Origin of the sequence: Paenibacillus beijingensis, from assembly GCF_000961095.1 — a bacterium.
Classification (GTDB): Bacteria; Bacillota; Bacilli; order Paenibacillales; family Paenibacillaceae; genus Paenibacillus_O; species Paenibacillus_O beijingensis.
Genome location: NZ_CP011058.1, coordinates 105,241 through 127,840, shown reverse-complemented (window position 1 = coordinate 127,840; position 22,600 = coordinate 105,241). Strand labels below are relative to the sequence as shown.

The 22,600-nt window shown below is 54.9% G+C and carries 22 protein-coding genes; 15 read left to right on the top strand and 7 right to left on the bottom strand.

Features of this window, described 5'->3' with window-relative positions:
* Window positions 1–9: 9 nt before the first annotated feature.
* The 9 genes from hutI to VN24_RS00545 all read left to right on the top strand — a co-directional run bounded on the left by hutI (window position 10) and on the right by VN24_RS00545 (window position 10,568).
* A complete protein-coding gene (hutI, locus tag VN24_RS00585; protein ID WP_045668832.1) occupies window positions 10–1,305 on the top strand; it encodes an imidazolonepropionase in 1,296 nt (431 codons plus the stop codon).
* A complete protein-coding gene (locus VN24_RS00580) occupies window positions 1,280–2,533 on the top strand; it encodes a Zn-dependent hydrolase (RefSeq protein ID WP_338012212.1) in 1,254 nt (417 codons plus the stop codon). Before hutI ends, VN24_RS00580 begins: the two co-directional genes overlap by 26 nt.
* Before the next feature lie 54 nt (window positions 2,534–2,587).
* Window positions 2,588–3,913 carry an amidohydrolase family protein gene (locus VN24_RS00575; protein ID WP_045668831.1) on the top strand — a complete coding sequence of 442 codons (1,326 nt, stop codon included), beginning with the start codon at window positions 2,588–2,590 and terminating at the stop codon, window positions 3,911–3,913.
* A gap of 104 nt (window positions 3,914–4,017) precedes the next feature.
* The gene (locus VN24_RS00570; protein WP_045668830.1) at window positions 4,018–4,251 is read left to right on the top strand and encodes a hypothetical protein; all 234 of its coding nucleotides are present in this window, start codon (window positions 4,018–4,020) and stop codon (window positions 4,249–4,251) included.
* 251 nt (window positions 4,252–4,502) lie between these two features.
* The gene (gene hemE, locus VN24_RS00565) at window positions 4,503–5,573 is read left to right on the top strand and encodes a uroporphyrinogen decarboxylase (protein WP_045672828.1); all 1,071 of its coding nucleotides are present in this window, start codon (window positions 4,503–4,505) and stop codon (window positions 5,571–5,573) included.
* Complete coding sequence (gene hemH, locus VN24_RS00560) at window positions 5,566–6,519, top strand: ferrochelatase (RefSeq protein WP_045668829.1); 954 nt, start codon at window positions 5,566–5,568, stop codon at window positions 6,517–6,519. The genes hemE and hemH overlap by 8 nt, the downstream gene beginning before the upstream one ends.
* A gap of 90 nt (window positions 6,520–6,609) precedes the next feature.
* Window positions 6,610–8,121, top strand: coding sequence for a protoporphyrinogen oxidase (gene hemG / locus VN24_RS00555; RefSeq protein ID WP_045668828.1), 1,512 nt, complete (start codon window positions 6,610–6,612; stop codon window positions 8,119–8,121).
* Between the two features lie 141 nt (window positions 8,122–8,262).
* Entirely contained in the window at window positions 8,263–9,774 is a 1,512-nt protein-coding gene (locus tag VN24_RS00550; RefSeq protein ID WP_045668827.1) for a CapA family protein, read from the top strand.
* A 53-nt stretch (window positions 9,775–9,827) separates the two neighbouring features.
* Window positions 9,828–10,568, top strand: a complete 741-nt coding sequence (locus tag VN24_RS00545; protein WP_045668826.1) for a glycerophosphodiester phosphodiesterase — start codon at window positions 9,828–9,830, stop codon at window positions 10,566–10,568.
* A 115-nt stretch (window positions 10,569–10,683) separates the two neighbouring features.
* Here the strand turns inward: VN24_RS00545 and VN24_RS00540 are convergent, their stop codons facing one another.
* Window positions 10,684–11,811: an HD domain-containing phosphohydrolase gene (locus tag VN24_RS00540; protein WP_052702714.1), complete on the bottom strand. Its 1,128-nt coding sequence runs from the start codon at window positions 11,809–11,811 to the stop codon at window positions 10,684–10,686.
* A 234-nt stretch (window positions 11,812–12,045) separates the two neighbouring features.
* Here VN24_RS00540 and VN24_RS00535 point away from each other — a divergent pair, with 234 nt between their 5' ends.
* The gene (locus VN24_RS00535; protein WP_045668825.1) at window positions 12,046–12,918 is read left to right on the top strand and encodes a DUF92 domain-containing protein; all 873 of its coding nucleotides are present in this window, start codon (window positions 12,046–12,048) and stop codon (window positions 12,916–12,918) included.
* A gap of 115 nt (window positions 12,919–13,033) precedes the next feature.
* Here the strand turns inward: VN24_RS00535 and pepF are convergent, their stop codons facing one another.
* From pepF to VN24_RS00520, 3 genes are all read right to left on the bottom strand, one after another.
* Window positions 13,034–14,830, bottom strand: a complete 1,797-nt coding sequence (gene pepF, locus VN24_RS00530; RefSeq protein WP_045668824.1) for an oligoendopeptidase F — start codon at window positions 14,828–14,830, stop codon at window positions 13,034–13,036.
* A gap of 213 nt (window positions 14,831–15,043) precedes the next feature.
* Window positions 15,044–15,226 carry a hypothetical protein gene (locus VN24_RS00525; RefSeq protein WP_045672826.1) on the bottom strand — a complete coding sequence of 61 codons (183 nt, stop codon included), beginning with the start codon at window positions 15,224–15,226 and terminating at the stop codon, window positions 15,044–15,046.
* A gap of 116 nt (window positions 15,227–15,342) precedes the next feature.
* Window positions 15,343–15,576 carry a hypothetical protein gene (locus VN24_RS00520; protein WP_045668823.1) on the bottom strand — a complete coding sequence of 78 codons (234 nt, stop codon included), beginning with the start codon at window positions 15,574–15,576 and terminating at the stop codon, window positions 15,343–15,345.
* Window positions 15,577–15,730: 154 nt separating this feature from the next.
* Between VN24_RS00520 and VN24_RS00515 the strand changes: the two genes are divergently transcribed.
* From VN24_RS00515 to VN24_RS00505, 3 genes are all read left to right on the top strand, one after another.
* Window positions 15,731–16,435, top strand: a complete 705-nt coding sequence (locus tag VN24_RS00515) for a class I SAM-dependent methyltransferase (RefSeq protein WP_238590792.1) — start codon at window positions 15,731–15,733, stop codon at window positions 16,433–16,435.
* A gap of 132 nt (window positions 16,436–16,567) precedes the next feature.
* The gene (locus tag VN24_RS00510; RefSeq protein WP_045668821.1) at window positions 16,568–16,765 is read left to right on the top strand and encodes a cold shock domain-containing protein; all 198 of its coding nucleotides are present in this window, start codon (window positions 16,568–16,570) and stop codon (window positions 16,763–16,765) included.
* 216 nt (window positions 16,766–16,981) lie between these two features.
* Window positions 16,982–17,704 carry a YebC/PmpR family DNA-binding transcriptional regulator gene (locus VN24_RS00505; RefSeq protein ID WP_045668820.1) on the top strand — a complete coding sequence of 241 codons (723 nt, stop codon included), beginning with the start codon at window positions 16,982–16,984 and terminating at the stop codon, window positions 17,702–17,704.
* A 49-nt stretch (window positions 17,705–17,753) separates the two neighbouring features.
* Here VN24_RS00505 and VN24_RS00500 read toward each other — a convergent pair whose 3' ends face one another.
* Together VN24_RS00500 and VN24_RS00495 are read right to left on the bottom strand one after the other, a co-directional pair.
* Window positions 17,754–18,401: a nitroreductase family protein gene (locus VN24_RS00500; RefSeq protein WP_045668819.1), complete on the bottom strand. Its 648-nt coding sequence runs from the start codon at window positions 18,399–18,401 to the stop codon at window positions 17,754–17,756.
* A gap of 55 nt (window positions 18,402–18,456) precedes the next feature.
* A complete protein-coding gene (locus VN24_RS00495) occupies window positions 18,457–19,641 on the bottom strand; it encodes an MFS transporter (RefSeq protein WP_238590791.1) in 1,185 nt (394 codons plus the stop codon).
* A 332-nt stretch (window positions 19,642–19,973) separates the two neighbouring features.
* Between VN24_RS00495 and VN24_RS00490 the strand changes: the two genes are divergently transcribed.
* Together VN24_RS00490 and pfkA are read left to right on the top strand one after the other, a co-directional pair.
* The gene (locus tag VN24_RS00490; protein WP_238590898.1) at window positions 19,974–21,002 is read left to right on the top strand and encodes a tetraprenyl-beta-curcumene synthase family protein; all 1,029 of its coding nucleotides are present in this window, start codon (window positions 19,974–19,976) and stop codon (window positions 21,000–21,002) included.
* 40 nt (window positions 21,003–21,042) lie between these two features.
* Complete coding sequence (gene pfkA / locus VN24_RS00485; protein WP_045668817.1) at window positions 21,043–22,011, top strand: 6-phosphofructokinase; 969 nt, start codon at window positions 21,043–21,045, stop codon at window positions 22,009–22,011.
* 117 nt (window positions 22,012–22,128) lie between these two features.
* Here the strand turns inward: pfkA and VN24_RS00480 are convergent, their stop codons facing one another.
* Window positions 22,129–22,569 (bottom strand): peroxiredoxin, encoded by a 441-nt coding sequence (locus VN24_RS00480; protein WP_045668816.1) that lies wholly within the window; start codon window positions 22,567–22,569, stop codon window positions 22,129–22,131.
* Between the last annotated feature and the right edge of the window lie 31 nt (window positions 22,570–22,600).

The following is a 22,600-nucleotide window of genomic DNA, read 5'->3' as shown; positions in this document are numbered from 1 at the left end:
CGAAAAGGGATGAAAACGGTCATTTATGTGAAGTCGGCTGAGCAGGTTTTGACGGTTAAGGGGGCGAGCCTTGCCCCTAAGAAAGGAAAAGAGATGTCCGAGCTCGGCATCATCGAGCATGGAAGCGTCATCATTGAGGACGACCGGATTTCGTTTGTCGGACCGGATTTGGAAGCGACCCAATACCTGGATTCGCTGGAAGGCCCGGTAACAACGATTGACGCCTCGGGCAAAGTAGTCACACCGGGGCTCGTCGATCCCCATACCCATCTTGTATTTGCAGGCAGCCGCGAGAAAGAATTCGAAATGCGGCTGCAAGGGGTCAAATATATCGATATTTTAAAGCAGGGCGGTGGCATTCTCAGTTCGACCCGAAGCACGAGGGAAGCGACGCTGGAGGAGTTGGTCGAACAATCCCTTGTCCGCTTAAACCGTCTGCTTGAACATGGCGTTACGACGGTGGAAGCCAAAAGCGGATACGGATTGACGACCGAGGACGAACTGAAGCAGCTGGAAGCGGCCCGGAAATTGAACGATATCCATCCGGTAGACATTGTATCAACCTTTATGGGCGCTCATGCGGTGCCTGCCGAATATAAAGAACAACCGGATCAATATGTTAAGCTGGTCATTGAAGAAATGATTCCTCGCGCAGCGACGCAAGGACTTGCCGAGTTTTGCGATGTGTTTTGCGAGGAAGGCGTGTTTACGGTCGAGCAGTCCGAGCGTATTCTGGAAGCCGGAAAAAAACACGGCTTGAAACCGAAAATCCATGCCGATGAAATCGTTCAACTCGGCGGAGCGGAGCTGGCCGCCAAGGTAGGGGCAGTGTCGGCTGAACATTTACTGCAGGCGTCCGATGAAGGGATCAGGGCGCTTGCACAGAGCGGGACAATTGCCGTCCTGCTGCCCGCAACCGCCTTTTTCCTGATGGAGAAGCCGGCGCGTGCCCGCAAGATGATTGAGGAGGGAGTGGCGATTGCCCTCTCGACAGATTGCAACCCCGGTTCTTCTCCGACGCAGTCGATGCCCTTTGTCATGAATGCAGCCTGCTTGACGATGAAGATGACGCCTGCCGAAGTGTTAACGGCAGCGACGATCAACGCGGCGCATGCTATTGGCAGAGCGGATCAAATCGGCAGCATAGAAGTAGGCAAAAAAGCGGATCTTGTTCTGTTTGAAGCATCGAATTACCAGAAGCTGCAGTACAACTTTGCAGTCAATTTGGTCGATACGGTTATCAAAAACGGGAAGATCGCGGTTCAAGGAGGAGTTGTACTTGGAAATCAAGCAGCTTCGAATTAATGCTGCACGTTTGGAGAACAGTATTTTTACATTGGCTGAATATGGAAAGAACGAATCTAGCGGACTTGATCGGACGACGTTTACGCCGGCTGAATTAGCAGCCCGGGATTGGCTGAAACAGGAACTAGAATCCTTGTCTTTGGAGCTGCGGGTGGATCAGGCAGCCAATATTTGGGCGAAGCGTCCTGGTACAGAACCGGCGCTTCCATCCATCGCGTTTGGCTCGCATATCGATACGGTTCCTAACGGGGGAAAGTACGATGGCGCACTCGGCGTATTGATAGCCCTTGAGGTAATGAAGCTCTTGAACGAGCATGGCATTCGGACTCGACATCCGCTGGAGCTGGTTTCATTCAGCGCCGAGGAGCCCAATCCGTTCGGATTATCCACCTTCGGCAGCAGGGCCGTGACCCGCAAGCTCAAGAGGACGGATATAATCGGCGTAACGAATCCGTCGGGCCAACCGCTGACAGAAGCGCTGCGCAGCGCCGGGGGAGATCCGGATCGTTTCGAAGACGCCGCTCTTAGCCTAGCGCAATTGAGCGCCTTTATGGAAGTTCATATTGAACAGGGGAAACGGCTTCTAAACCGCGATATCCCGGTTGGCGTGGTCACCGCCATTACCGGGATATACCGCGAGGAGGTTATCGTAAGCGGTGAAGCCAACCACGCCGGAACGACTCTGATGGAAGACCGGAACGACGCTCTGACAGCCGCATCCGAAATTGTATTGGCATTAGAGGACGTTTGCCGCCGGCATCCGGCCAGCGAGGTTGTCGGCACGGTCGGAAGAATGACCGTTAAGCCTAACGCGGCCAATATCATTCCCGAGGAAGTCTCGTTTATCGTAGAAATTCGCGGTAAAAGCCGTGAAGAAATTCGCGAGGCTATCGCCGCTTGGGAAACAAGGATCCAAACGGTTTCGAGGCATGCGCGGGTGAAGCGCATAGTGATGCTGGATCAGGATCCTGCCCAGATGGATGAAACGGTCATTAGGGTTAGTCAGGAGCAGGCAGATCGGCTAGGTTACCCGTCGTACCTGCTCGGAAGTATGGCCGGACACGATGCGACGCACATGGCTTCCATTACGAGAAGCGGCATGCTGTTCGTCCCGAGTATCGGCGGCAAAAGCCATTGTCCGGATGAAGAAAGCCGAATGGAAGATATCGAGAAAGTGGCGAACGTGCTGCTGCAAACGATTTTGGAACTGGATCAACGTCTGGATTAAGCAGACTTATGAAGAAGGTGTTTGCTGCCGCAAAGCCTTTAGGAGGTAAACTGCATGATACAATTGTTTAAAGCCGATGCAATTTATTATCAGGAGAAGTTTCAGAAAGGTTTAGCGATTCTGGTTGAAGACGGGACGATTATAGAGGTTGGCGAACAAGAGGCGATGGAAGCGAAATACGCTGGCGCTACGCAAGTCGAATTTAGCGGCAAGGTAATCGTTCCCGGCACGGTTAATGCCCATAACCATTCTTTTCAAAGCCTCTTAAGAGGAATTGCGGTCGACCGCCCTTTCCTGGAGTGGCGCGATAATGCACTTTATAAATACACGCCTCTGCTGGATGAAGAAGCGATTTATATCGGCGCTCTGTTTGCGTTCGGCGAAATGCTCAAATACGGCGTGACAACCGTCAGCGATTTCTTTTATGTTCATAACGGCGGAACGGCGACCGATGAGGCCGTCATTCAGGCCGCCCGGGATCTTGGAATCCGCCTCGTGCTTGCGCGTACGATGTACGATTGGGACGGCGCGCCGGCAAGCTATCAGGAAACGGTAAGCGACGCGGTACGCAGAACCAGGGATCTGGCTGTAAAATACCAGGGCAATCCGATGGTTGACATTCATCCTGCTCCGCACAGCCCTCACGGCGCTTCGCCGGAAATGATCCAAGCCGGACATCGGCTTGCGCAAGAGCTGGACACACCTTTCCATATTCACGTTGCGGAAGAAATGTTTGAAGTGGAAGAAACGCTCGAGAAGTACAATTTAAGACCCGTTCATTATCTTAACAAACTCGGCGTTGTCGATGAACGAATGATCGCGATCCATCTCGTCTGGCTGGAGGATGCGGAGATTCAATTGCTGGGACAGCGCGGGGCGACGCTGGCTTACTGTCCTTCGAGCAACATGTTTCTATCGGATGGCGTGACGCGGATTCCGGATCTGCTGAAAGCCGGCGTACGCATTTCGCTCGGCTCGGACGGCGCATGCAGCAACAACCGGATCAGCGTTTTCGAAGAGATGAGAATGTGCTCCTTGCTGCAAAAGGTTACCCACTTGGACGGGACGTGCATTAATGCGAAACAAGTATTCGACATGGGAACGAAAGTTGGCGGTGAGCTGCTTCGCCTGCCGGTAGGCGTTATTCGGGAAGGATATAAAGCCGATTTCGTTACGCTTGATCTGTACGACATGTCGCTTTCTCCCAAAACGGAATTGTTTGCGAACGTCGTTTATTCCTTGCAGCCAAATGCCATTCGTGATGTAATTGTAAACGGCAGGAAGATTGTTCAAAACGGAATTCTTGGAACGGTTGCGGAGAAATCAATCGTATCGAAAGTGGATCGACTGTTTGAAAAATGGCAAAGCAAGCTGAAATGACGGAAAGAGCTTAAAAGGCGGTTTCCCCGATGAGTTTTTCCATTAAAATCGTTCGAAGAGAGGACCAGAGAACAACGCGGTGGTCAGGAGGTTCCACAACTGAAATGGCTATTTTTCTGGAAAATGCCGTTTACGCCGAGCGAAATTTCAAATGGCGGATTAGTCGACGATGGATGCCGAGCAGTCGTTATTTTGGTTACTGGCGGCTGCTGATGACAACGGACGGCGAATTTAAGCAAGGAGCATTAAGATCGCCATTTAAAGCAAACTGTTGGAATGCCAACCGGAATTCAACTAATACGGTTACGATGATTCGTATAACGATTGTTCAGAACTGAAAGAGTCTTTGTAACGAAAGTTGATTCCTAATTTAACCGAAGATGGCATTTTGCTATACGCCTCTCACTGTTTGTAAAGTGGGGGGCTTTTCACGTTTCTTGCCGATTACGTTTTCTGTATGGAGTGGTAATTAATTACGCCGAATGTCAAACTATTGTCATGGATAATAGAAGGATGACGGTTGTTTGCCAATATGAAAACGGGCATAATGGGAGGAGAGAAAACAGTCAGACAGAAATGGGGAACGGATATGATCGCAAACGACCGGTTCCTCCGGGCCGCCCGGAAGGAAGCTATTGACCGGGTTCCGGTATGGTATATGAGGCAAGCGGGGCGTTACGATCCCGATTACCGCAAAATAAAAGAAAAGTATTCGCTGCTTGAAATATGCCGGCAGCCCGAGCTGGCCGCGGAAGTGACGATGATGCCCGTGCGCAAGCTCGGCGTGGACGCGGCGATTTTGTATTCCGACATTATGAATCCGGTCGCTTCGATCGGCATCGATTTTGATATTGTGGCGGGTGTCGGGCCTGTCATTCATAACCCGATCCGCAGCGCCGAAGATGTGGAGCGTCTTCGCCCGATTGATGTGGAAGGCGACCTCAGCCACGTGCTCGAGACGATCCGCATTCTGGAGCGCGAGCTTACCGTGCCTCTCATTACGTTTGCCGGGGCTCCGTTCACGATCGCCAGCTATTTAATTGAAGGCAAGCCTTCCAAATCGTATTTGCGCACGAAAGCGCTGATGTACGGGGAGCCGGATGTGTGGCACAAGCTGATGGACAAGCTCGGCGACATGGTGATCGCCTATTTGCGGAGCCATATGGCTGCCGGAGGCAAGGCGTTCCAACTGTTCGACAGCTGGGTCGGATCTCTGGCGCCGGAAGATTTCCGGACATTTGTGCTGCCGACGATCGAACGTATTTTCGCGGAGCTGTCGGATCTGCCGCAGCCGAAAATCTATTTTCCGGGCGTAAGCTCAGGCGAGCTGCTGCCGGAACTGACCCAAGTGAAGGCCGATGTGATCGGCTTGGACTGGCGCGTATCCATTACGGAAGGCCGTCGCCGGCTTGGCGGCCGTTTTGCCGTGCAGGGCAATCTGGATCCGGTCGTGTTGACCGCTCCGATGCCGGTCATCGAATCGTATGCGCGTTCGGTTATCGATCAAGGTATTCAGCAGCCCGGATTTATTTTCAACCTGGGTCACGGCTTGTTTCCGGAAGCGTCGCTTGACAAGCTGCAACAATTGACGGCTTATATCCATCATTATTCTTCCGAAACGATTGCCGCACGCATGGAGAAGGAGTCGAATCATGTCTAAACATCCGACAGGCGTCCTTGTCATGTCATATGGAACCCCCGAAAGTATGGAAGGGGTGGAACAATATTACACCCATATCCGCCGGGGACATCCCCCGACGGCCGAGCAGCTTGCTGACCTTAAAGGGCGGTATAACGCAATAGTGGGAGGCGTGTTCCCGCTGCGCGAGAATACGGATCGCCAGGTGCGGAGCCTGCAGGACAAGCTGGAGCAGCTCGCGCCGGGGCAATACCGCTGCTATCAGGGACTAAAGCATGCGCGCCCTTACATTGAAGACGGCGTGGAATCGATGGCAAAAGAAGGTATTTCCCGGGCAATTGGCATCGTGCTTGCGCCGCATTATTCGGTTATGAGCGTGGGCGCCTACATTAAGCGCGCGCGGGAGGCGGCGGAGCGGCTTGGGGTGGAAATGGAATTTGTGGAAGAGTACCATCTGCATCCGAAGCTGATCCAGGCGCTGGCCGAACGTGTGCTGGGCGGTTTAGCAAAGCTGGTTGACAACGGTCAGGGGGCGGCGCATCCCGTGAAGGTGCTATTCAGTGCGCACAGCCTGCCGGAAAAAATTCGCGAGCTGAACGATCCTTACGAGCGGCAGCTGAACGAGACGGCGGCGGCGGTAGCGGAAGCGGCAGGCGTCCTGCCGAACCGTTGGCAGTTTACGTGGCAAAGCGCGGGCCGGACAAAGGAGCCTTGGCTCGGGCCGGATATACTCGATACGCTGAAGGAGCTTGCGGAAGAAGGAGAGCGTGCGGTTCTGGCTGCTCCGATCGGCTTCGTATCGGATCACCTGGAAGTGCTGTACGATTTGGACATTGAAGCGAAAGCGGAGGCTGCGGAGCTTGGCATGCAGCTGGACCGGATTGCAATGCTTAATTCCGACCCGCTTTACATGGAAACGCTGGCGGAATCGGTTATGGCGGAGGACGGGAAAACGGCGAAAGCTTAGTGCGGTGTATGCTTGAAATACGGCGGATGCAATACGGCGGATGCTTGAAAGACAGCATATGCTTGAGAGATAACGGAAGGAATGAGAAATATGCGGAGCAGCGGACGTATGGAGCGGATCGTCATTATTGGCGGGGGGATCAGCGGACTGAGCTCCGCTTTTTATTTGCAGCGGGAGGCGGCAAAAAGAGGCCGCCAAACGGATATTACGATCGTGGACGGGTTGCCGCGGCTTGGCGGCAAGATCGAAACGCTCGCCAAGGACGGATTTGTGATCGAGAAGGGGCCGGATTCGTTTTTGGCGCGCAAGCTGCCGATTATTGAGCTGACGCGGGAACTTGGGCTTGAGGACGAGCTGACGACGACGAATCCGGACGCGAAACATACTTATATTTTCCGGGAAGGAACGATGCATCCGATGCCGCCGGGACTGATGCTCGGCATTCCGACTGATGTCGAATCGTTTCTAAAGTCGGAACTGATCAGCTTCGGCGGCAAGCTGCGGGCGACGATGGATCTGCTTCTTCCTCCCCGCAAAGAGCAGGGGGACGAATCGCTCGGCGGATTTCTGGAGCGGCGGCTCGGTCCGGAGATGGTGGACCGGGTAGCCGAGCCGCTGCTCGCCGGCATTTATGCCGGCAATTTGCGGGAATTAAGTCTGCGCGCTACCTTTCCGCAGTTTCAAAAGGCGGAGCAGGAGCACGGCAGCCTGATTCGCGGCATGCGGCGCTTGCGTGGGAATGCGACGCCGGCAGCTGCGGTGGTTCCCTCAGCAGACTCGCTTCAGCCGGAAGACCGTTCAAGCGGCCAATCGGCCCGAGCTGCAGAAGCCGGAAAAAGCGTCTTTATAACGTACAAAAACGGGCTTGGCACGCTAGTGGACGGACTCGACCGCGCTTTGGCGGACGTAACCCGCAAGCTGGGCGTTAACGTTACGCAGATCCGTCCGGGTGCCGGCGCTGGCGGCGGAGCACGGTACTCTGTGATGCTGGACAGCGGGGAAACGCTCGCTGCGGACGGCATCATTGTAACGGCACCGGCTTTTAACGCGGCCGATCTGCTGGAGGAGTGGACGGATGTATCCGCGCTTCGAGCGGTCCGCTACGTATCGGTGGCCAACGTTGTGATGGCGTTCGAGAAAACGGCGCTCGGACTGGAGTTTGACGGTTCGGGATTTCTTGTTCCCCGTTCGGAAGGCATGAACATTACGGCTTGTACGTGGACATCGGCGAAATGGCTTCATACGAGTCCGCAGGATAAAGTGCTGCTGCGCTGTTACGTAGGGAGGGCGGGCACCGAGCAGGTCGTGGATTTGCCGGATGACGAGCTGATCGCGTCGGTTCGGTGCGATGTGCAGGAAACGATGGGGATAACGGCCGAACCGTTGTTCACCGAAATTACCCGTCTGCACCGCTCCATGCCGCAGTATCCCGTCGGACACACGGAAAGTACGGCCGCTTTCCGCAGCATGCTGCAGGAACGGCTTCCGGGCGTTTGGGTAACGGGAGCCGCCTTTGACGGAGTTGGTCTGCCCGATTGCATCCGCCAAGGGAAGGAAGCGGCGGCCGCGCTGCTTGACATGCTGGAAGCTGTCGTTCATTAACCGCATTGCGGTGGGTTATATTGGGAATAGAGAAGGCCCAATTCCAGCTCTTCTTCGCTTCGAATGGTGAACCTGCTATAATGGGAGAGGTTCTGACTCCCTTAGCAGGTATCATCCAGTAGAGCAGGAGGAGCTGTTGTAATGTCTATGTCCAGATCGGAATCCAGACGGCACGACAAACAAAAACGAAAACGGCGCATGCGCCGTCTGTTGGCCGTTAATTTGACGCTGCTCGCAGCCATTATTATTTTAATCTCGGTTATCGTTGCAACTACAAAACAGCATTCAGTAGGCTCCGGGGAAGAGAGAATCGCCGATCAAAGAAATGAAACGCACGGCAATTCGCCGGGCGGCGCGATTGAACCTGCGGATCCTCCCGGCCAAGCTGACGATGCCGGCAGATCAGGCGGCAACAGCGGAAGCGTCGGAGACAACAGCAGCGATGCAGGCAACAGCGGAAGCGTCGGAAGCGAGAGCGGCAGTCCGGACAGCAGCGGAAGTGCTGGCAGTGGCGGCAGCGGCGGAAGCAGTTCCGCCGGGGATGAGCCGCCGGCGTCTGGCGGCAACGCGCAATCGCCTTCCGATGCCGCGGAAGACGGCCTGCCGAACGAGAGCGGCGCTCCAGGAACAGCGCCCGATGACGGGGGTTCCGGGTCCGGACAAGGCGGAGGAAGCGTTCCCGGGCGGAACTCCGGCGGCATGCCGAAGGGGGAAACGGTCAGGCTTGCTTTTGTCGGCGACATTATGATGGGTTCTTCCGTCGAGAAGCTGATGCGGCAAAAAGGGCTGGAATATCCGTTTGAGGGTGCGCTTTCTTATTTGCAGGGGCCTGATTTGACCGCCGGCAACTTGGAGAACCCCATCACGAAACGGGGGGTCCCGGCCCAAAACAAATCGTTTGTATTCAAAGGTTCGCCGGATCTGCTCCCCCCGCTTAAACAAGCGGGATTCGATGTCGTTACGCTGGCCAATAACCATACGTTGGACCAGGGGACAGAAGGTCTGTTCGATACAATGAAATATTTGGATGAAGCCGGAATTCCGCACGTCGGCGGCGGCCATAACGATACGGAAGCGTTTGCCCCGGAATACCTGGAAACGAAAGGAGTCAAGGTGGCTTACATCGGGGTCAGCCGCGTCGTTCCGGAAACGTCGTGGAAAGCGGACAAATACCGCCCCGGTGTTGCCGAAACTTACGACTCCACTCGGGCCGTGGCAGCCATTAAGGAAGCCAGAAAGCGGGCGGATCTCGTCGTCGTCATGGTGCATTGGGGCGTGGAGAGGCAGGATTATCCCGTCCAGCATCAAAAAACGCTTGCGCATACGTTTGTAGATGCCGGAGCGGATCTTGTCATCGGCAGCCATCCGCATGTGATGCAGGGGTTTGAATATTACAAAAACAAATGGATCGCGTATAGCCTCGGCAATTTTATTTTCAATAACACATCCAACGTGAAAACGAAACAGACCGGCGTATTGGATGCCGTCTGCTCAAAGGACGGCCAGTGCGGACTGCAGCTGCATCCGATGTTTGCCGACAAATCGAAGCCGGTTCCGATGAACGCGGAGGACGGTGCCGCACTGCTTGCCCGGCTGTCGAAATTGTCGATTAACGCCGCATTTGACCGAGACGGCGTGCTGGCGTCCCGCTGACCAGCACGAACGCCGTACGTATTTCACATCAGGAAAGGCGGTCGAAAATTTGCATGAGAAACCCGTGTGTAGCACACAGGGGCTGGTCCGGAGCCGCGCCGGAAAACACGCTGTCTGCGATCCGGCTGGCGGCGGATGCGCCGGATGTGGACTGGATTGAAATTGACGTCCGGATTTCACGGGACGGGATTCCGATGCTCATTCACGATGCCAAGCTGCGCAGGACGACGAGCGGCAGCGGCGAAGTAAGTAAATATACAGCGCAGCAGCTGTCCAAATTGGATGCGGGAAGATGGTTCTCACGGGAGTTCACTGGGGAAAAAATGCCTACTCTGGAACAAGCGCTGCTGATGGCTTCCGGAAAAGTCCGGGTTAATATTGAGTTGAAGACCGACGGGAAACGTTATCCCGATCTGGAAAATAAGGTGGTCGAGCTTCTCCGCCGCCTTAATATGGAGCAGAATTGCGTCATTACGTCGTTCAGCGCCGAAGCGCTGCACAAGGTCAGAAGCTTGTCCCGGGACGTGACGTGCGGGCTCATCGTCGATCGTTGGAGCGATCGGCTGCCGGATAGGCTGAATACGCTCGGATGCCGGTTTTTGTCCATCGGTTACGGAGCGATCAACAAAGAACGGCTGAAACGGCTAAACCGCGAGGGCATTCAGACAATGGTTTGGACATTAAATGAAGTGCGTCTCATCCGCAAGTATGCATTAATGGATCCGGGACTGATGATTTGCACGAATCATCCGGATCTTTGGCGAGCCGCGCTGCGCAGCGTGCCCCAGCTGTAAGCAGGGCGGAAGGAGATTGTTAAGGCGATCCGGTGCCGCTGCCCGGCTGCTGCCGTTTCGCAGCTTGGCGGCCTAGGGCGAGCCGGCTGCTGCCGGTCTTCAGGATCGGCTTAAGTTAGTCTTGATACAGGCTTCGGATTTCCAGAACAGGCTGCAGCTGCTTCATCAGCGCATCGACGACATCAGGGTCGAAATGCTTGCCCCGCTCGCTGTGGAACAAGGATAAAATCTGATCCATTTCCCATGCTCTTTTGTACACGCGGTCGCTTCCGAGCGCGTCGAAGACGTCGGCGACGGCCGTTATTCTGGCGTACAAATGAATATCTTCACCTTTCAACCGCTGCGGATAGCCGGTACCGTCCCATTTCTCATGATGCTGGTAGGCAACGAGGGCCGCCGTCCGCATCAGCTCCCGCTGCGAACTGATCAGCATCTTGTATCCGATTTCGGCGTGCCTCTGCATGATGCGGTATTCTTCGTCGGTAAGCTTGCCGGGTTTGTTCAGCACCGCGTCCGGAATCGCGGCTTTCCCGATATCGTGCATCGGGGAGATCACTTTGATCCGTTCCGCATCTCCCTTCGGAAGTCCCAGCCCGAGCGCCAGCAAATAGGAATATTCCGCCACACGTCTCACATGGTTGCCGGTTTCGCCGACTTGTCCCATAATATATAAGATTTCCTGCTGCGTCGCCGCAATCTCCTCTTGCAGGATGACCGATTCAAGCGATTTGCCGGCATATGAGGCGGCCAGGCTGAGCAGACTGGCGTCCGCTTTGGAGAAGGTGCCGGATGGCGTCCGTTTATTGATGGCCTGAAAAGCGCCGAGCGGCTGACCGTCGGCACCGGAGAACGGAATAATAATCATGCCTTTCGTCGGCTGGCACGTTGTTCTGCGGTCGTTTTGGGCATTGCGCCGGGGGGCTGCTTTGGCGTGATCCGTAACGACAATTTCACCTGTGGCGACCGCATAACCGACGATTCCGCTTCCGTGCGGGATGCGGGTCTGTTCGAAATGGGATTGGCCGATTGTGTAAAGCTCCCGGCTTCGTTTATCGATCAGCCAGATTTTGCAGCGTTCCGCCGCGATCATTTCACATCCCATATCAGCTAATAAGGAAAGTACCCGACCGAGCCGGCACTCGGAAGCAATCTGGGCGGTGTAATCGAAAACGATTCCGAGCAGCTGCTCCGGCCTGATGTCATCAGGCAGTAATGTCAGGTCTGGTTTTTCCGGTAACGACAAAACGAACACTCCTTTTACGACAGAATGGATGAACTTTTGCGGGTTGAGGTGAAGGTTGTAGGTGTGCCTAAAAAAACCGATCTGCATAAGGGATCAGCTTTGAAAGTGTAGTAAAAAGTCGCAAAACGAACGAATAGCTGGAATTTTTTTCTGTTTATTCGACATGATTGTCGGATTTTCCTGCTGCTTGCTGAAAAACGGGCGAATAGCTTTCGAAAGGGGTAGCAATGCAAAATGAGCGAATATGTTTTTGAATGGCTTCAGTCGGATTGGGCGCGCTGGGTTGCGGGAGCGGCGGGCAGCGGAGCGGTTGCGGGACTGGCTTACCGGCTGCGGTCGCTGTCGGGCTCCGGCGCCTGGTCTGCGCTCGCGATGGGCACCGCCTATGTCGGATTGGGAGGCCCGCTTTGGTATGGCGTTCTGCTCGCTTTCTTCGTTTCTTCTTCGCTGTGGTCCAAATGGAAGCGGCGGCACCGCAGCAAATCGTCCGCCGAGCGCAACTATGCGAAGACGGGCAGGAGGGATGCGGTGCAGGTATGGGCGAACGGCGGAGCGGGCCTATTGCTCTGCGCGGCATATTCCGTATGGCCGCAACCGGCGATCGTCTTCGCGTTCGTCGGGGTAATAGCCTCGGTCAACGCGGATACGTGGGCGACCGAGATCGGCGCTCTGAGCCGCCGCGCGCCGGTCTCGGTCACGACGTGGCGGCCCGTAACCGCCGGCACGAGCGGCGGCGTTACGCCGCTCGGCTCCGCGGCAGCGCTTGCGGGCGCAGCCTTCATCGGCGCCGCCGCAGCGCTGCTTGCCGGCGCGCCGCTCGCTTACGGCGCAGCCGCCTTAGCTGCCGCACCGGCCCCGTGGGCGCTGCTCGCCGCCGCTGCGGCGGCGGGCCTCGCGGGCGCATTCGCGGACTCGCTGCTCGGCGCCACTGCGCAGGCGATGTACCGCTGCGGCGTATGCGGCAGCGACACGGAGCGCGCCGAGCACTGCGGCGCCGCTGCTGAGCGGGTGCGCGGGCTCGCGTGGATGACCAACGATGCGGTCAATCTGCTCTCATCGCTGCTGGGCGGCTTGGCCGCGGTATTGATCGGCCTGCTCCTGACGTGACAAAAAGCCGCCTTTCCAAGTGACGAACGTCTGTCGTACTTGGAAAGGCGGCTTTTGTTCCATTACGAAGCAGGCGGAGGCGCTATTACGCAGCAAACCGGCCGCCCTAAGCGCGTTACTTGACCGCCGTCAGCTGCTCCATTTGCTCGATCAGGCTTTCGAACACGCTCATCGCTTGCTCGATCGGCTCCGGCGTGCTCATGTCGACGCCCGCTTTTTTCAAAATATTGATGGAGTAGTCGCTGCCGCCGCTCTTCAGGAAACCGAGGTAGCGGTCGACGGCTGGCTGGCCCTCCTCCAAAATCTGCTTCGAGAAGCTGGTCGCCGCAGAAAATCCCGTTGCGTATTTGTACACGTAAAAGCTGGTGTAAAAATGCGGGATGCGCGCCCATTCCATCTCGATATCTTTGTCCACGACCATGTCTTTGCCGTAGTACAGCACGTTCAGGTCGTAGTAGATTTTCGACAGGTCCTGCGGCGTGAGCGACTCGCCGGCTTCGGCTTTCTCGTGAATGATTTTCTCGAATTCGGCGAACATCGTCTGCCGGAACACCGTCGTGCGGAACTGGTCGGCATAGTATGTGAGCAGGTACATTTTTTCCTTCGGATCGACCGATTTGTTCAGCATGTAATCCATCAGCAGCGCCTCGTTCAGCGTCGAAGCGACTTCCGCCAGGAAAATCGTATACTGCGCGTCGCGGTAATCCTGGCTGCCGTCGGAATAATACGAATGAAGCGCGTGGCCCATTTCGTGCGTCAGCGTAAACATACTGTTCAGATTATCCTTATGGTTGAGCAGCACGTAAGGGTGGGTGCCGTATGCGCCCCAGCTGTAGGCGCCGCTGCGCTTGCCTTCGTTCTCGTAAATGTCGATCCAGCCGCCGCCAAATCCTTCCGCAAGCGTCCGGGAATAGTCCTCGCCAAGCGGCTTCAAGCTTTCCTGCACCGTTTTTTTCGCTTCCTCGAACGTGATGTCCATCTTGAACTCATCGACGAGCGGCGCGAACAGGTCGTACATATGCAGTTCATCGACGCCAAGCAGCTTCTTGCGCAGATTCATGTACCGGTACATGAGCGGCAGATGCTTGTGGATCGTGTCGATCAGGTTCGTATAAACGCTCTTCGGAATGTTGTCGCCGTAGAGAGACATTTCAAGAGCGGACGGGTACTTGCGGGCGCGCGCGTAAAAAATATTTTTCGTCACGTTGGCGTTCAGCGTGGAAGCGATCGTATTTTTCAGCTTGCCGTACGTGTCGTACATCGCCTTGAACGCTTCGCTGCGGACGGTGCGGTTTTTGCTCTCGAGAAATTGTATGTAGCGGCCCTGCGACAGCTCGACTTCCTCGCCCTGCTCGTTTTTTACCTTCGGAAATTTCAGGTCGGCGTTGTTGAGCATGCTGAAAATGGTGTTCGGCGCCTGGCTGATATTGCCCGCCTGGGCAAGCAATGCCTCCTCGTTCTTGGAGAGAATGTGCGCCTTCTGCCGTTTCATTTCTTGCAGCGTATGGCGGTATTTCGCCAAATCCGGACTGGAAATAAACGACTCCAGCTTCTCGTCCGGCAGGCTGAGCACTTCCGGCGTAATGAACGAGAGCGCTTCTCCCGCTTCTACGCTCAGCTTCTTCGACTTGTCGGAGAGCGCTTGGAACTCGGGCTCCGCCGTATCCTCGTGATGCTTCATATTGGCGTATACATACAGCCGTTCGACGTGCAGGGACAACTCGTCCTCCAGCTCGAAGCACGCTTTCAGCTGTGCGGGATCGTTCAGCTTGCCTTGAAATTTCTCGACCGATTTGAGCTGTTCCTTCGCTTCAGCATATTCCTTGTTCCATGCGGAAGCGTCCGCAAACAGGTCCTCCAGCTTCCAGCGGTGTTCAGGTGCGATCTCGGATCGTTTCGGTACAGTGTTCATCGAATGCCTCCTCGGTTGTGGCTGTGGATGGGTGAGCGCACGGTCCGCGTGCGGCGGGCGATCCGGTTCGTCCGGCATCGCGCGCACAGCGGCAGAACCGCTAGGTCCGCTGCCGGACAGCAGGCTCAAGGCCAAGAGCAGAGGCGCCCATTTCATGGATCCAGCACCTTCTTTACGCAGTTTGCCCTTTAGTATGGCTGCCCCCGCAGCAGGTTATGAGCTTCCCATCGACGCCAGGCTCATGACAATGAGAATAAATGCGAACGCGATAAGTACGACTGCGCTGAGCGCGAGGCCGCGGCGCATGTTCGGCGCAATGGATTCCCGTTTCATCAGAATAAGGGCTCCAAGCGAGAACGCTGCAATAATAAAAATAATGAGCGGTGTCGTATCCACGGCTTTCAAGCAATCCTCCCGTAATGACGGGTATGCGTTCCATCCCCGTCTTATGTTCGCCGCGCAGGAACGATTTTCCTGCCCGGGCGTTATTGAAGCGCATCCCGCGCTTCTGGTTAAACTTCGCGGAACGCCTTCATAATCGCTTCCAGCTCATCCTCGCGGCCTTGGTAGGACTCCGGACGGAACCGATTTTCCGCCCAATGCAGCATTTCCGGCCGACTGACAAAAGTGTGGCACTCCTCGCCCCATTGGTCGGAAATTTCGCGTACGATCAGCGTTTTGCCCTGCACCTCGACAGTTAGCATGTTGTATTTGTCCGTTTTGTATATTTGATGTTTTTTGAACATGGCGTTACTCTCCCCTCTGCAATCCTTTCATTCATCATAGCGAAAAAAAAGGGTGGAAAGCAAACCGGTTTTGCGCTAATATATTCGGCAAGCTGAAACAGCTGAGCTTAGCCGTAAGACGAGATGAGCCAAGATGAGCCGAGGAGAGATGAGCATGAGCAACATTTATGAGCAGACCGGAGTCGCCATGACTTGCCGGGGATTTGACGAGTACATCCGAATGTTCGATCTTAAGCCTGCCGATTTGGAGGGAGGGGAGACTGCCGATATCGCAGCGGGCGGATCTTCCTTTGCCGCGGAGGCGTTCCTAAGAGGGCAGCATGTGACGGCGATCGATCCCCGTTACGCGCAGGCTGCCGAGCTGTGGGTGGAGGAGTCGTCGCAGGAGATTGAGACGTCGACGGCGAAGCTTGCGGCGATTGCCGATATATTTGATTGGACGTATTACGGCAACATCGAGCGTCACCACCTTGGAAGAGCGGACAGCCTGGCCAAGTTTGCGGCCGATGTCGTGCGTCCGGACCGGAAGGGCAGTTATGTGGCGGGCGCTTTGCCTTCGCTGCCGGTAGAGGACGGCCGGTTCCGACTCGTGCTGTGCAGTCATTTTCTGTTTCTGTATGCGCGGCAGTTCGGGTATAAGTTCCACCGCGACGCACTGCTGGAGCTGCTGCGAATATGCAAGCCCGGCGGGCAGGTGCGGATTTACCCGCTGAGCTCGCTACACTGGGAACCGTATGCCCGCATGGACGACCTGCTCACGGAGCTTAAAGCTGCCGGTGCGGAGACGGGATTTTTCACTTCCCGATTGCCGTTCATTCCGGGCTCGACCGAAGGGCTGCTTATTTCCCGCCCGCTTTAAAGAGGGAGGGGGCTTCCGATCCGCCGACGATACCCGTTAATTCGGAGTGAATCACATTGCTTTTTTCCCAGGCAGCGGTTATAATGGGCTTACTCGCCGTACTAACGGCGGTCATTTTAGGAGGTAGTTCATTTGACAGGAACAGTTAAGTGGTTTAACGCAGAAAAAGGCTACGGATTTATCCAAGTTGACAACGGTGACGACGTATTCGTTCACTACTCCGCGATCCAAGGCGATGGCTTCAAGTCCCTTGAAGAAGGTCAATCGGTTGAATTCGACATCACAGAAGGCAACCGCGGTCCGCAAGCGGCTAACGTAATCAAGTTATAAGATTCGTCCCCGGACGAATTTGCCCATACTTAGAATATAGCGGTACGAATATGGCAAGGCTCCCGATCTTCGGGGGCCTTTTTTTGGCTCGAGATCTATAATCCGCTGTTTATTAGCTGCTCTTCTACCGGCGGCAACATCGTGCCGATTTCTTTGACCAAACCTGTCTTTTGGTGATAAACTGTTGCTTGACAACCTTTCAGGGGAGCGAGAAAAATGAAATTCAAACTGTTTAAAGACCGTAAAGGAAAAGCCGACCAGGCTAAAAATAATAAATTCGTCAAGCTTGCGCGGGAAATTTATGTGCAGGCACGCCGCGGCGGCCCGAATCCGGAAGCGAACTACGGGCTGAAAACGGCGATTGCCAGCGCACGAGCCGAGCAAATGCCGGTCGATAACATCGAACGGGCGATCAAGAAAGCGACCGGGGCGGGCGATGGCGTCGAGTATGAGGAAATTATGTACGAAGGGTACGGACCCGGCGGGGTGGCAATTATGGTCAAATGTTTGACGGACAACCGCAACCGGACGGCGGCCGACGTTCGCGCCGTTTTTAATAAGAGAGGCGGGAACATGGGCGAAAGCGGCTGTGTCGCTTACATGTTCGATCATAAGGGACTGCTCGTCATTGACCGCGAACAATTCGAGGTCGATGAAGATACGATGATGATGCAGGCGCTCGAAGCCGGCGCGGAAGATATTGTCGTCGAGGAAGAAAGCTTCGAAATTTTGACGCCGCCGTTCGAATTCGACAAGGTGAAGATGGCTCTTGAAGCGGAAGGCTACGAGTTCGCGAGCGCTTCGGTGCGCTGGCTGCCGCAGAACACGATTATAGTCGAAGGCGAGAACGCGGAGAAGCTGCAAAAAATGATGGATGCGTTTGAGGACAACGACGACGTTCAGGACGTTTATTCCAACTTTGAAATCATCGAGAATTGATCGGAACGCAAAAGGATCGTCCGCAAAAGAGGGACGATCCTTTTTATCATTATTCAATAATTGTCAAAATCGCGTCGACTTCCTTGCGCGGAAGCTTGCCGGGCTGTTCGGCGGGATAACCGAGCGCAATGACCATATTCACGGTTTTGCTTTCGTCGATATTCAAGTACGTCTTAAGCTGCTGCTCCGCCAGCAGGACCGGACCGGTCATCGGACAGGTGGCCAGTCCCATCGCATGCGCGGCCAGCATCAAATTTTGCGACGCGAGACAGCTGCTCTTGATGCCTTCCTCGCGCCATACCTCTTCCTCCGCAAGCGAGATCGGATCGAAGATTTTGTCGCGGAATTTGGACGTATAAGGCGTTGCCAGACAAATGACAAGAGCGGGAGCGTCGGAAAAAGCGGTCGCATACGGCCCGAACGACTTGACGAGCATCCGCGCTTCCCTTTCCAATCCCTGCTGCTTGGCAAGCTCGGCGCGGATGTGGATTTGCTCCCAGGTCAACTCTTCAATCGCCTTTATTTTGTCGCGGCCCGTCACCACGATAAATTCCCATGTCTGCGAGTTCGTATCGCTCGGCGCATAACGGGCGCAATCGATCAACTCGCGGATCTGCTCGGCCGTCACCGGCTGCTCCGTATATTTGCGCACGCTTCTCCGGTCGTGAATGACGGTTTTCAACTGTTCATAGCTCATTTTAAGTTTCATCCTTTTTGTTAAATTTTTCGTTCTGTAATTGGCTTATTCGCGCTCATCTCCGGGCAAGCATATGCTTGCCGATAAACATCAAGCCGGCGAGCAGCGCGAGCGCCGCAGCGACGTCAAAAAACAGCCCGCTTCCGTATTGCTGGTATAAATAGCCGCCGAACAAGCCGCTGATAACGCCTGCGAAGCCGGTCCAAACGATGGCAAAAAGAGCCATGCCGGATGAACGGTATTCGTCCGGAATAATTTGGGCCACATAGCGCAGCGCCGTTGAAAAGAAAATGCCGAACGTGACGCTGTGCAACAGCTGAGTAAGCACGAATCCGTACGGTGTCGTAATGTGGCCGTTCAGCCAAAAGCGGAGCGCGTACAATACCGATGCAAAAAACAGCAGCGGCAGCTCTTTGTACCTGTGGCCGTATTTGCCCATCAAATAAAGGATCGGAATTTCGCTCAGCGACGACATCGACCATGCCGCCCCGACCAATGTATCGCTTGCTCCCATCTTGTTCATCGTGACGCCGAGAAAGCCTTCGTTCATCCGATGGGCGATGGAAACGATCAGCACGATGCTGAAAAAGAGCACGACGTCCGGCTTGCGTACGAGCCGGAAAAAACCTGAAAAATCCATTTTGCGCATCGTGCCTTGATAATCCCGCATCAGGAACGCAATCAGCAGCGTCGCGATAATGGTGGCTATACAGACGGCGACGGTCCACTGCGTTCCTACCGCTTTCAAAATAAGTCCCAAAAAGTAAGCGGACACGCAGAAGCCGATCGAACCGAAAATCCGAATCAGCGCGTAAGGCTGCTTAATGTGAGGGGAAGCGAGTACGATCAAACTGTCGGTCAGCGGTACCATCGGCGTTTGGCAGAAATAAAAAAAGAACATGATCGTGACGACGGCCCAAAACGATGACGCGGGAAGCAGACAGGCTGCAGCGACGAGTTGGCCGAACAGCAGCAGGATCAGCACTTTTCGTATCGTGCGGTATTTGTCGCTGGCCGCTCCCATAAGCAGATTGGCGAGTATGGAAATGAGCGGACCGGATGAATACAGGACACCGATCTGCTGTTCGTTAAATCCTTTGGACAAAAAATATAGCGGAAAATAGGAGACCAGCAGCGCCTGGGTGGTATAGATCGCGAACGTATACATGCGCAGCATCCAAGCCTGTCTGGCTGTAGCGGCCGACACCCCTTCCATAACGCCTAGATCCGATGAACTCATGTGATTTTTTTCACTCCGTATCTTTACAAAAATTGATTAAATAAAAGTATAGCATGTTTGATGCGCAGGAAGGAAACATGTTTTCCGCTTCGGACTGGATTTCTATGGAGTGAAATGGTACATTTATCTGTGGAGGTTTACTATGGAATCCTGTCGTTTCGTATGAATAAGCGGCTTGAAATTCAGCGGACGTAAGCTTGAAATCTGGTACCGCATCAATCAACCGATTGAATCGCGGCGCCATCCCGGATTGGTTGTCAGACATGGAGGGCGCTTTCTTGAGAGAACAAGGTTTGAAGGCCGGCCGAGTTCCGCGGGGGCCAATATTGTTGATGTACCGAGTATACAAATATGTGCTGCCCGACGTTGCCGTTCAAATGGACGCGCTGCGGGAGCGGGCAAGCCGTATCCCGGATGCCGAACTTAGGACGCAGGCGCTGAATAGCATGACGGAGAAAAAATTTCACTGTCAGGGAGGAGCCGTTTATGCGGCGGCCAGTCTCCAGTACCGTGATGTGCTCATTCCGCTCATTGTTGCTTTGCAGACGATCAGCGATTATTTGGACAATTTGTGCGATCGGAGCACTTCGCTCGATGAAGAAGATTTCCGGCTGCTTCATCAATCCATGCTCGATGCGGTGAATCCCGGAACGGCGCTTCAGGACTACTACGCGCTCCGGAAGGAACGCGACGATTGCGGCTACTTGCATCATCTCGTCCAGATGTGCCAGCAGTCTGTTGCCCGCCTTCCTTCATATAATAAAGTCCGGCCTTACGTAACGGAGCTGGTCGGTCTTTACGGCGATTTGCAAGTATATAAGCACATTCGCAAAGATTTGCGCGAGCCCAAGCTGATGCAGTGGTGGGAGCTTCACCGCAGCCGTTACGCGCATCTGCAATGGAACGAATTCGCTGCGGCGACCGGATCCACGCTGGGAATGTTTATGCTTTTTCTCGCTGCGGCGGATGCCGGATTGACGGATGAGCAAGCGGTGCAGATTCGCGATTGCTACTTTCCGCATTTATGCGGTCTCCACATCCTGCTCGATTATCTGATCGATCAGGAAGAGGACCGCGTAGGAGGCGATCTGAATTTCTGCAACTATTACGATAACTCATCGCACGTCGTGCAGCGGATTGGAGACATTGTCCGTCTCGCCAGACAGGATGTGACGAAACTTCCGAATGACCGGTTTCACCGGCTCATTATCGAAGGGCTGCTCGCACTTTATTTATCCGATCCGAAAGTGAGCGGGCAGGAGGATGTACGGCGGGTATCCAGATCGCTGATGAAGAATAGTCCCGCGACGCGGATGTTCTTTTTTCTCAACAGCGTTTGGATCCGCAGAAGAAAAGCGTAACACTTTTTTTAAAATATTACCGTCATTGGAGGACACACAGATGTCAGCAGTTAAATCAATTGCCGTTCTGACAAGCGGCGGGGATTCGCAAGGTATGAACGCTGCGGTACGGGCGGTCGTTCGGAGCGCTCTTTACTACGGGCTTGAGGTATACGGCGTGCAGCGCGGATATCAAGGGCTCATTAACGACGATTTGCGGCAGATGGATCTGCGCAGCGTCGGCGACATTATCCAGCGCGGCGGAACGATTTTGCAGACCGCGCGCTGCAAGGAGTTTATGACGCCTGAAGGTCAGGAGCGCGGCGCGCAGGTGCTTCGCAACCGCGGAATCGACGGGCTGGTCGTTATCGGCGGCGACGGATCCTATCAAGGTGCCAACAAGCTGAGCAAGCTCGGCATCAAGACGATGGGTCTGCCCGGAACGATCGATAACGATATTCCGTTCACCGATTTCACGATCGGATTTGATACGGCCGTCAGTATTGTCGTCGATGCGATCAACAAGCTTCGGGATACGATGACTTCGCATGAGCGTTCTTCCGTCGTTGAAGTTATGGGACGCCATTGCGGCGATATCGCTCTGTACGCCGGCCTTGCAAGCGGCGCAGAGACGATTCTCGTTCCGGAAATTCCGTTCAACCTGGATGAGGTTTCCAAGCGGATGCAGGATAATTTCAAGCATGGCAAACGCCACAGTATTATTTTGGTGGCGGAAGGCGCGGGCAAAGGAGAGGATGTGGCGCGCCACATCACGGACTGCTGCGGCATCGAACCGAGGGTTACGGTGCTCGGACATATCCAGCGCGGCGGAGCTCCGACGCATAACGACCGCGTGCTGGCCAGCCAGCTGGGCGACTTTGCCGTGCGCCAGCTGATGGAAGGCGAATCGGCCAAGTCGTGCGGCATTATCCGCGGTGAGCTGGTCGGCACCGACATTGATAAAGTTGTCAACACGAAGAAGCCGTTCAACATGGAAATGTACAATTTGGCGCTCCGTCTGTCCCAGTAACGGTTCGGCCGCGATACGCGATAGATTACACATACGAAAGCCATATATCCGTCCTGTTTGTCGGATATATGGCTTTCGTTTTTTTCACCGCGATTTGTCTTCGTCGACTCCGGGCGCCTAACTGCCACCGGACAAGGCGGCGATAATTTCCTCCGTCGGCGGCAGCCCTTTTTTCGCGAATTGGATGCGGCCGTTTTTCCCGATCACATAAACGACGCGCTGCTGCAGCACGATACCGAGCATTTTGCCAACGGCGTAGCGCCTGCGTATCGATCCGTTCGCATCGGCAACGAGCGGGAAGTCATAGCCTTGGGCCGATGCAAACTTGTGATGCTGCTCCAGAGATCCGGAATTTATGCCCATTACGACCGCATGATGCGCCGCATACAGCGCTTTGGAATCGCGGACCGCGCACAGCTGTTTCGTGCACCCGGGCGTTTCATCCATCGGGTAAAAGATCAGCACAACCGGTTGCCGGCCAATATAGTCCTGCAGACGGATCAAGCCTTCGGTACTGTTGGCTTCAAATAAAGGTGCCTGGTCACCTATCCTCAACATCCCTATTCCTCCATTGCTTTTCTTCTCTCTA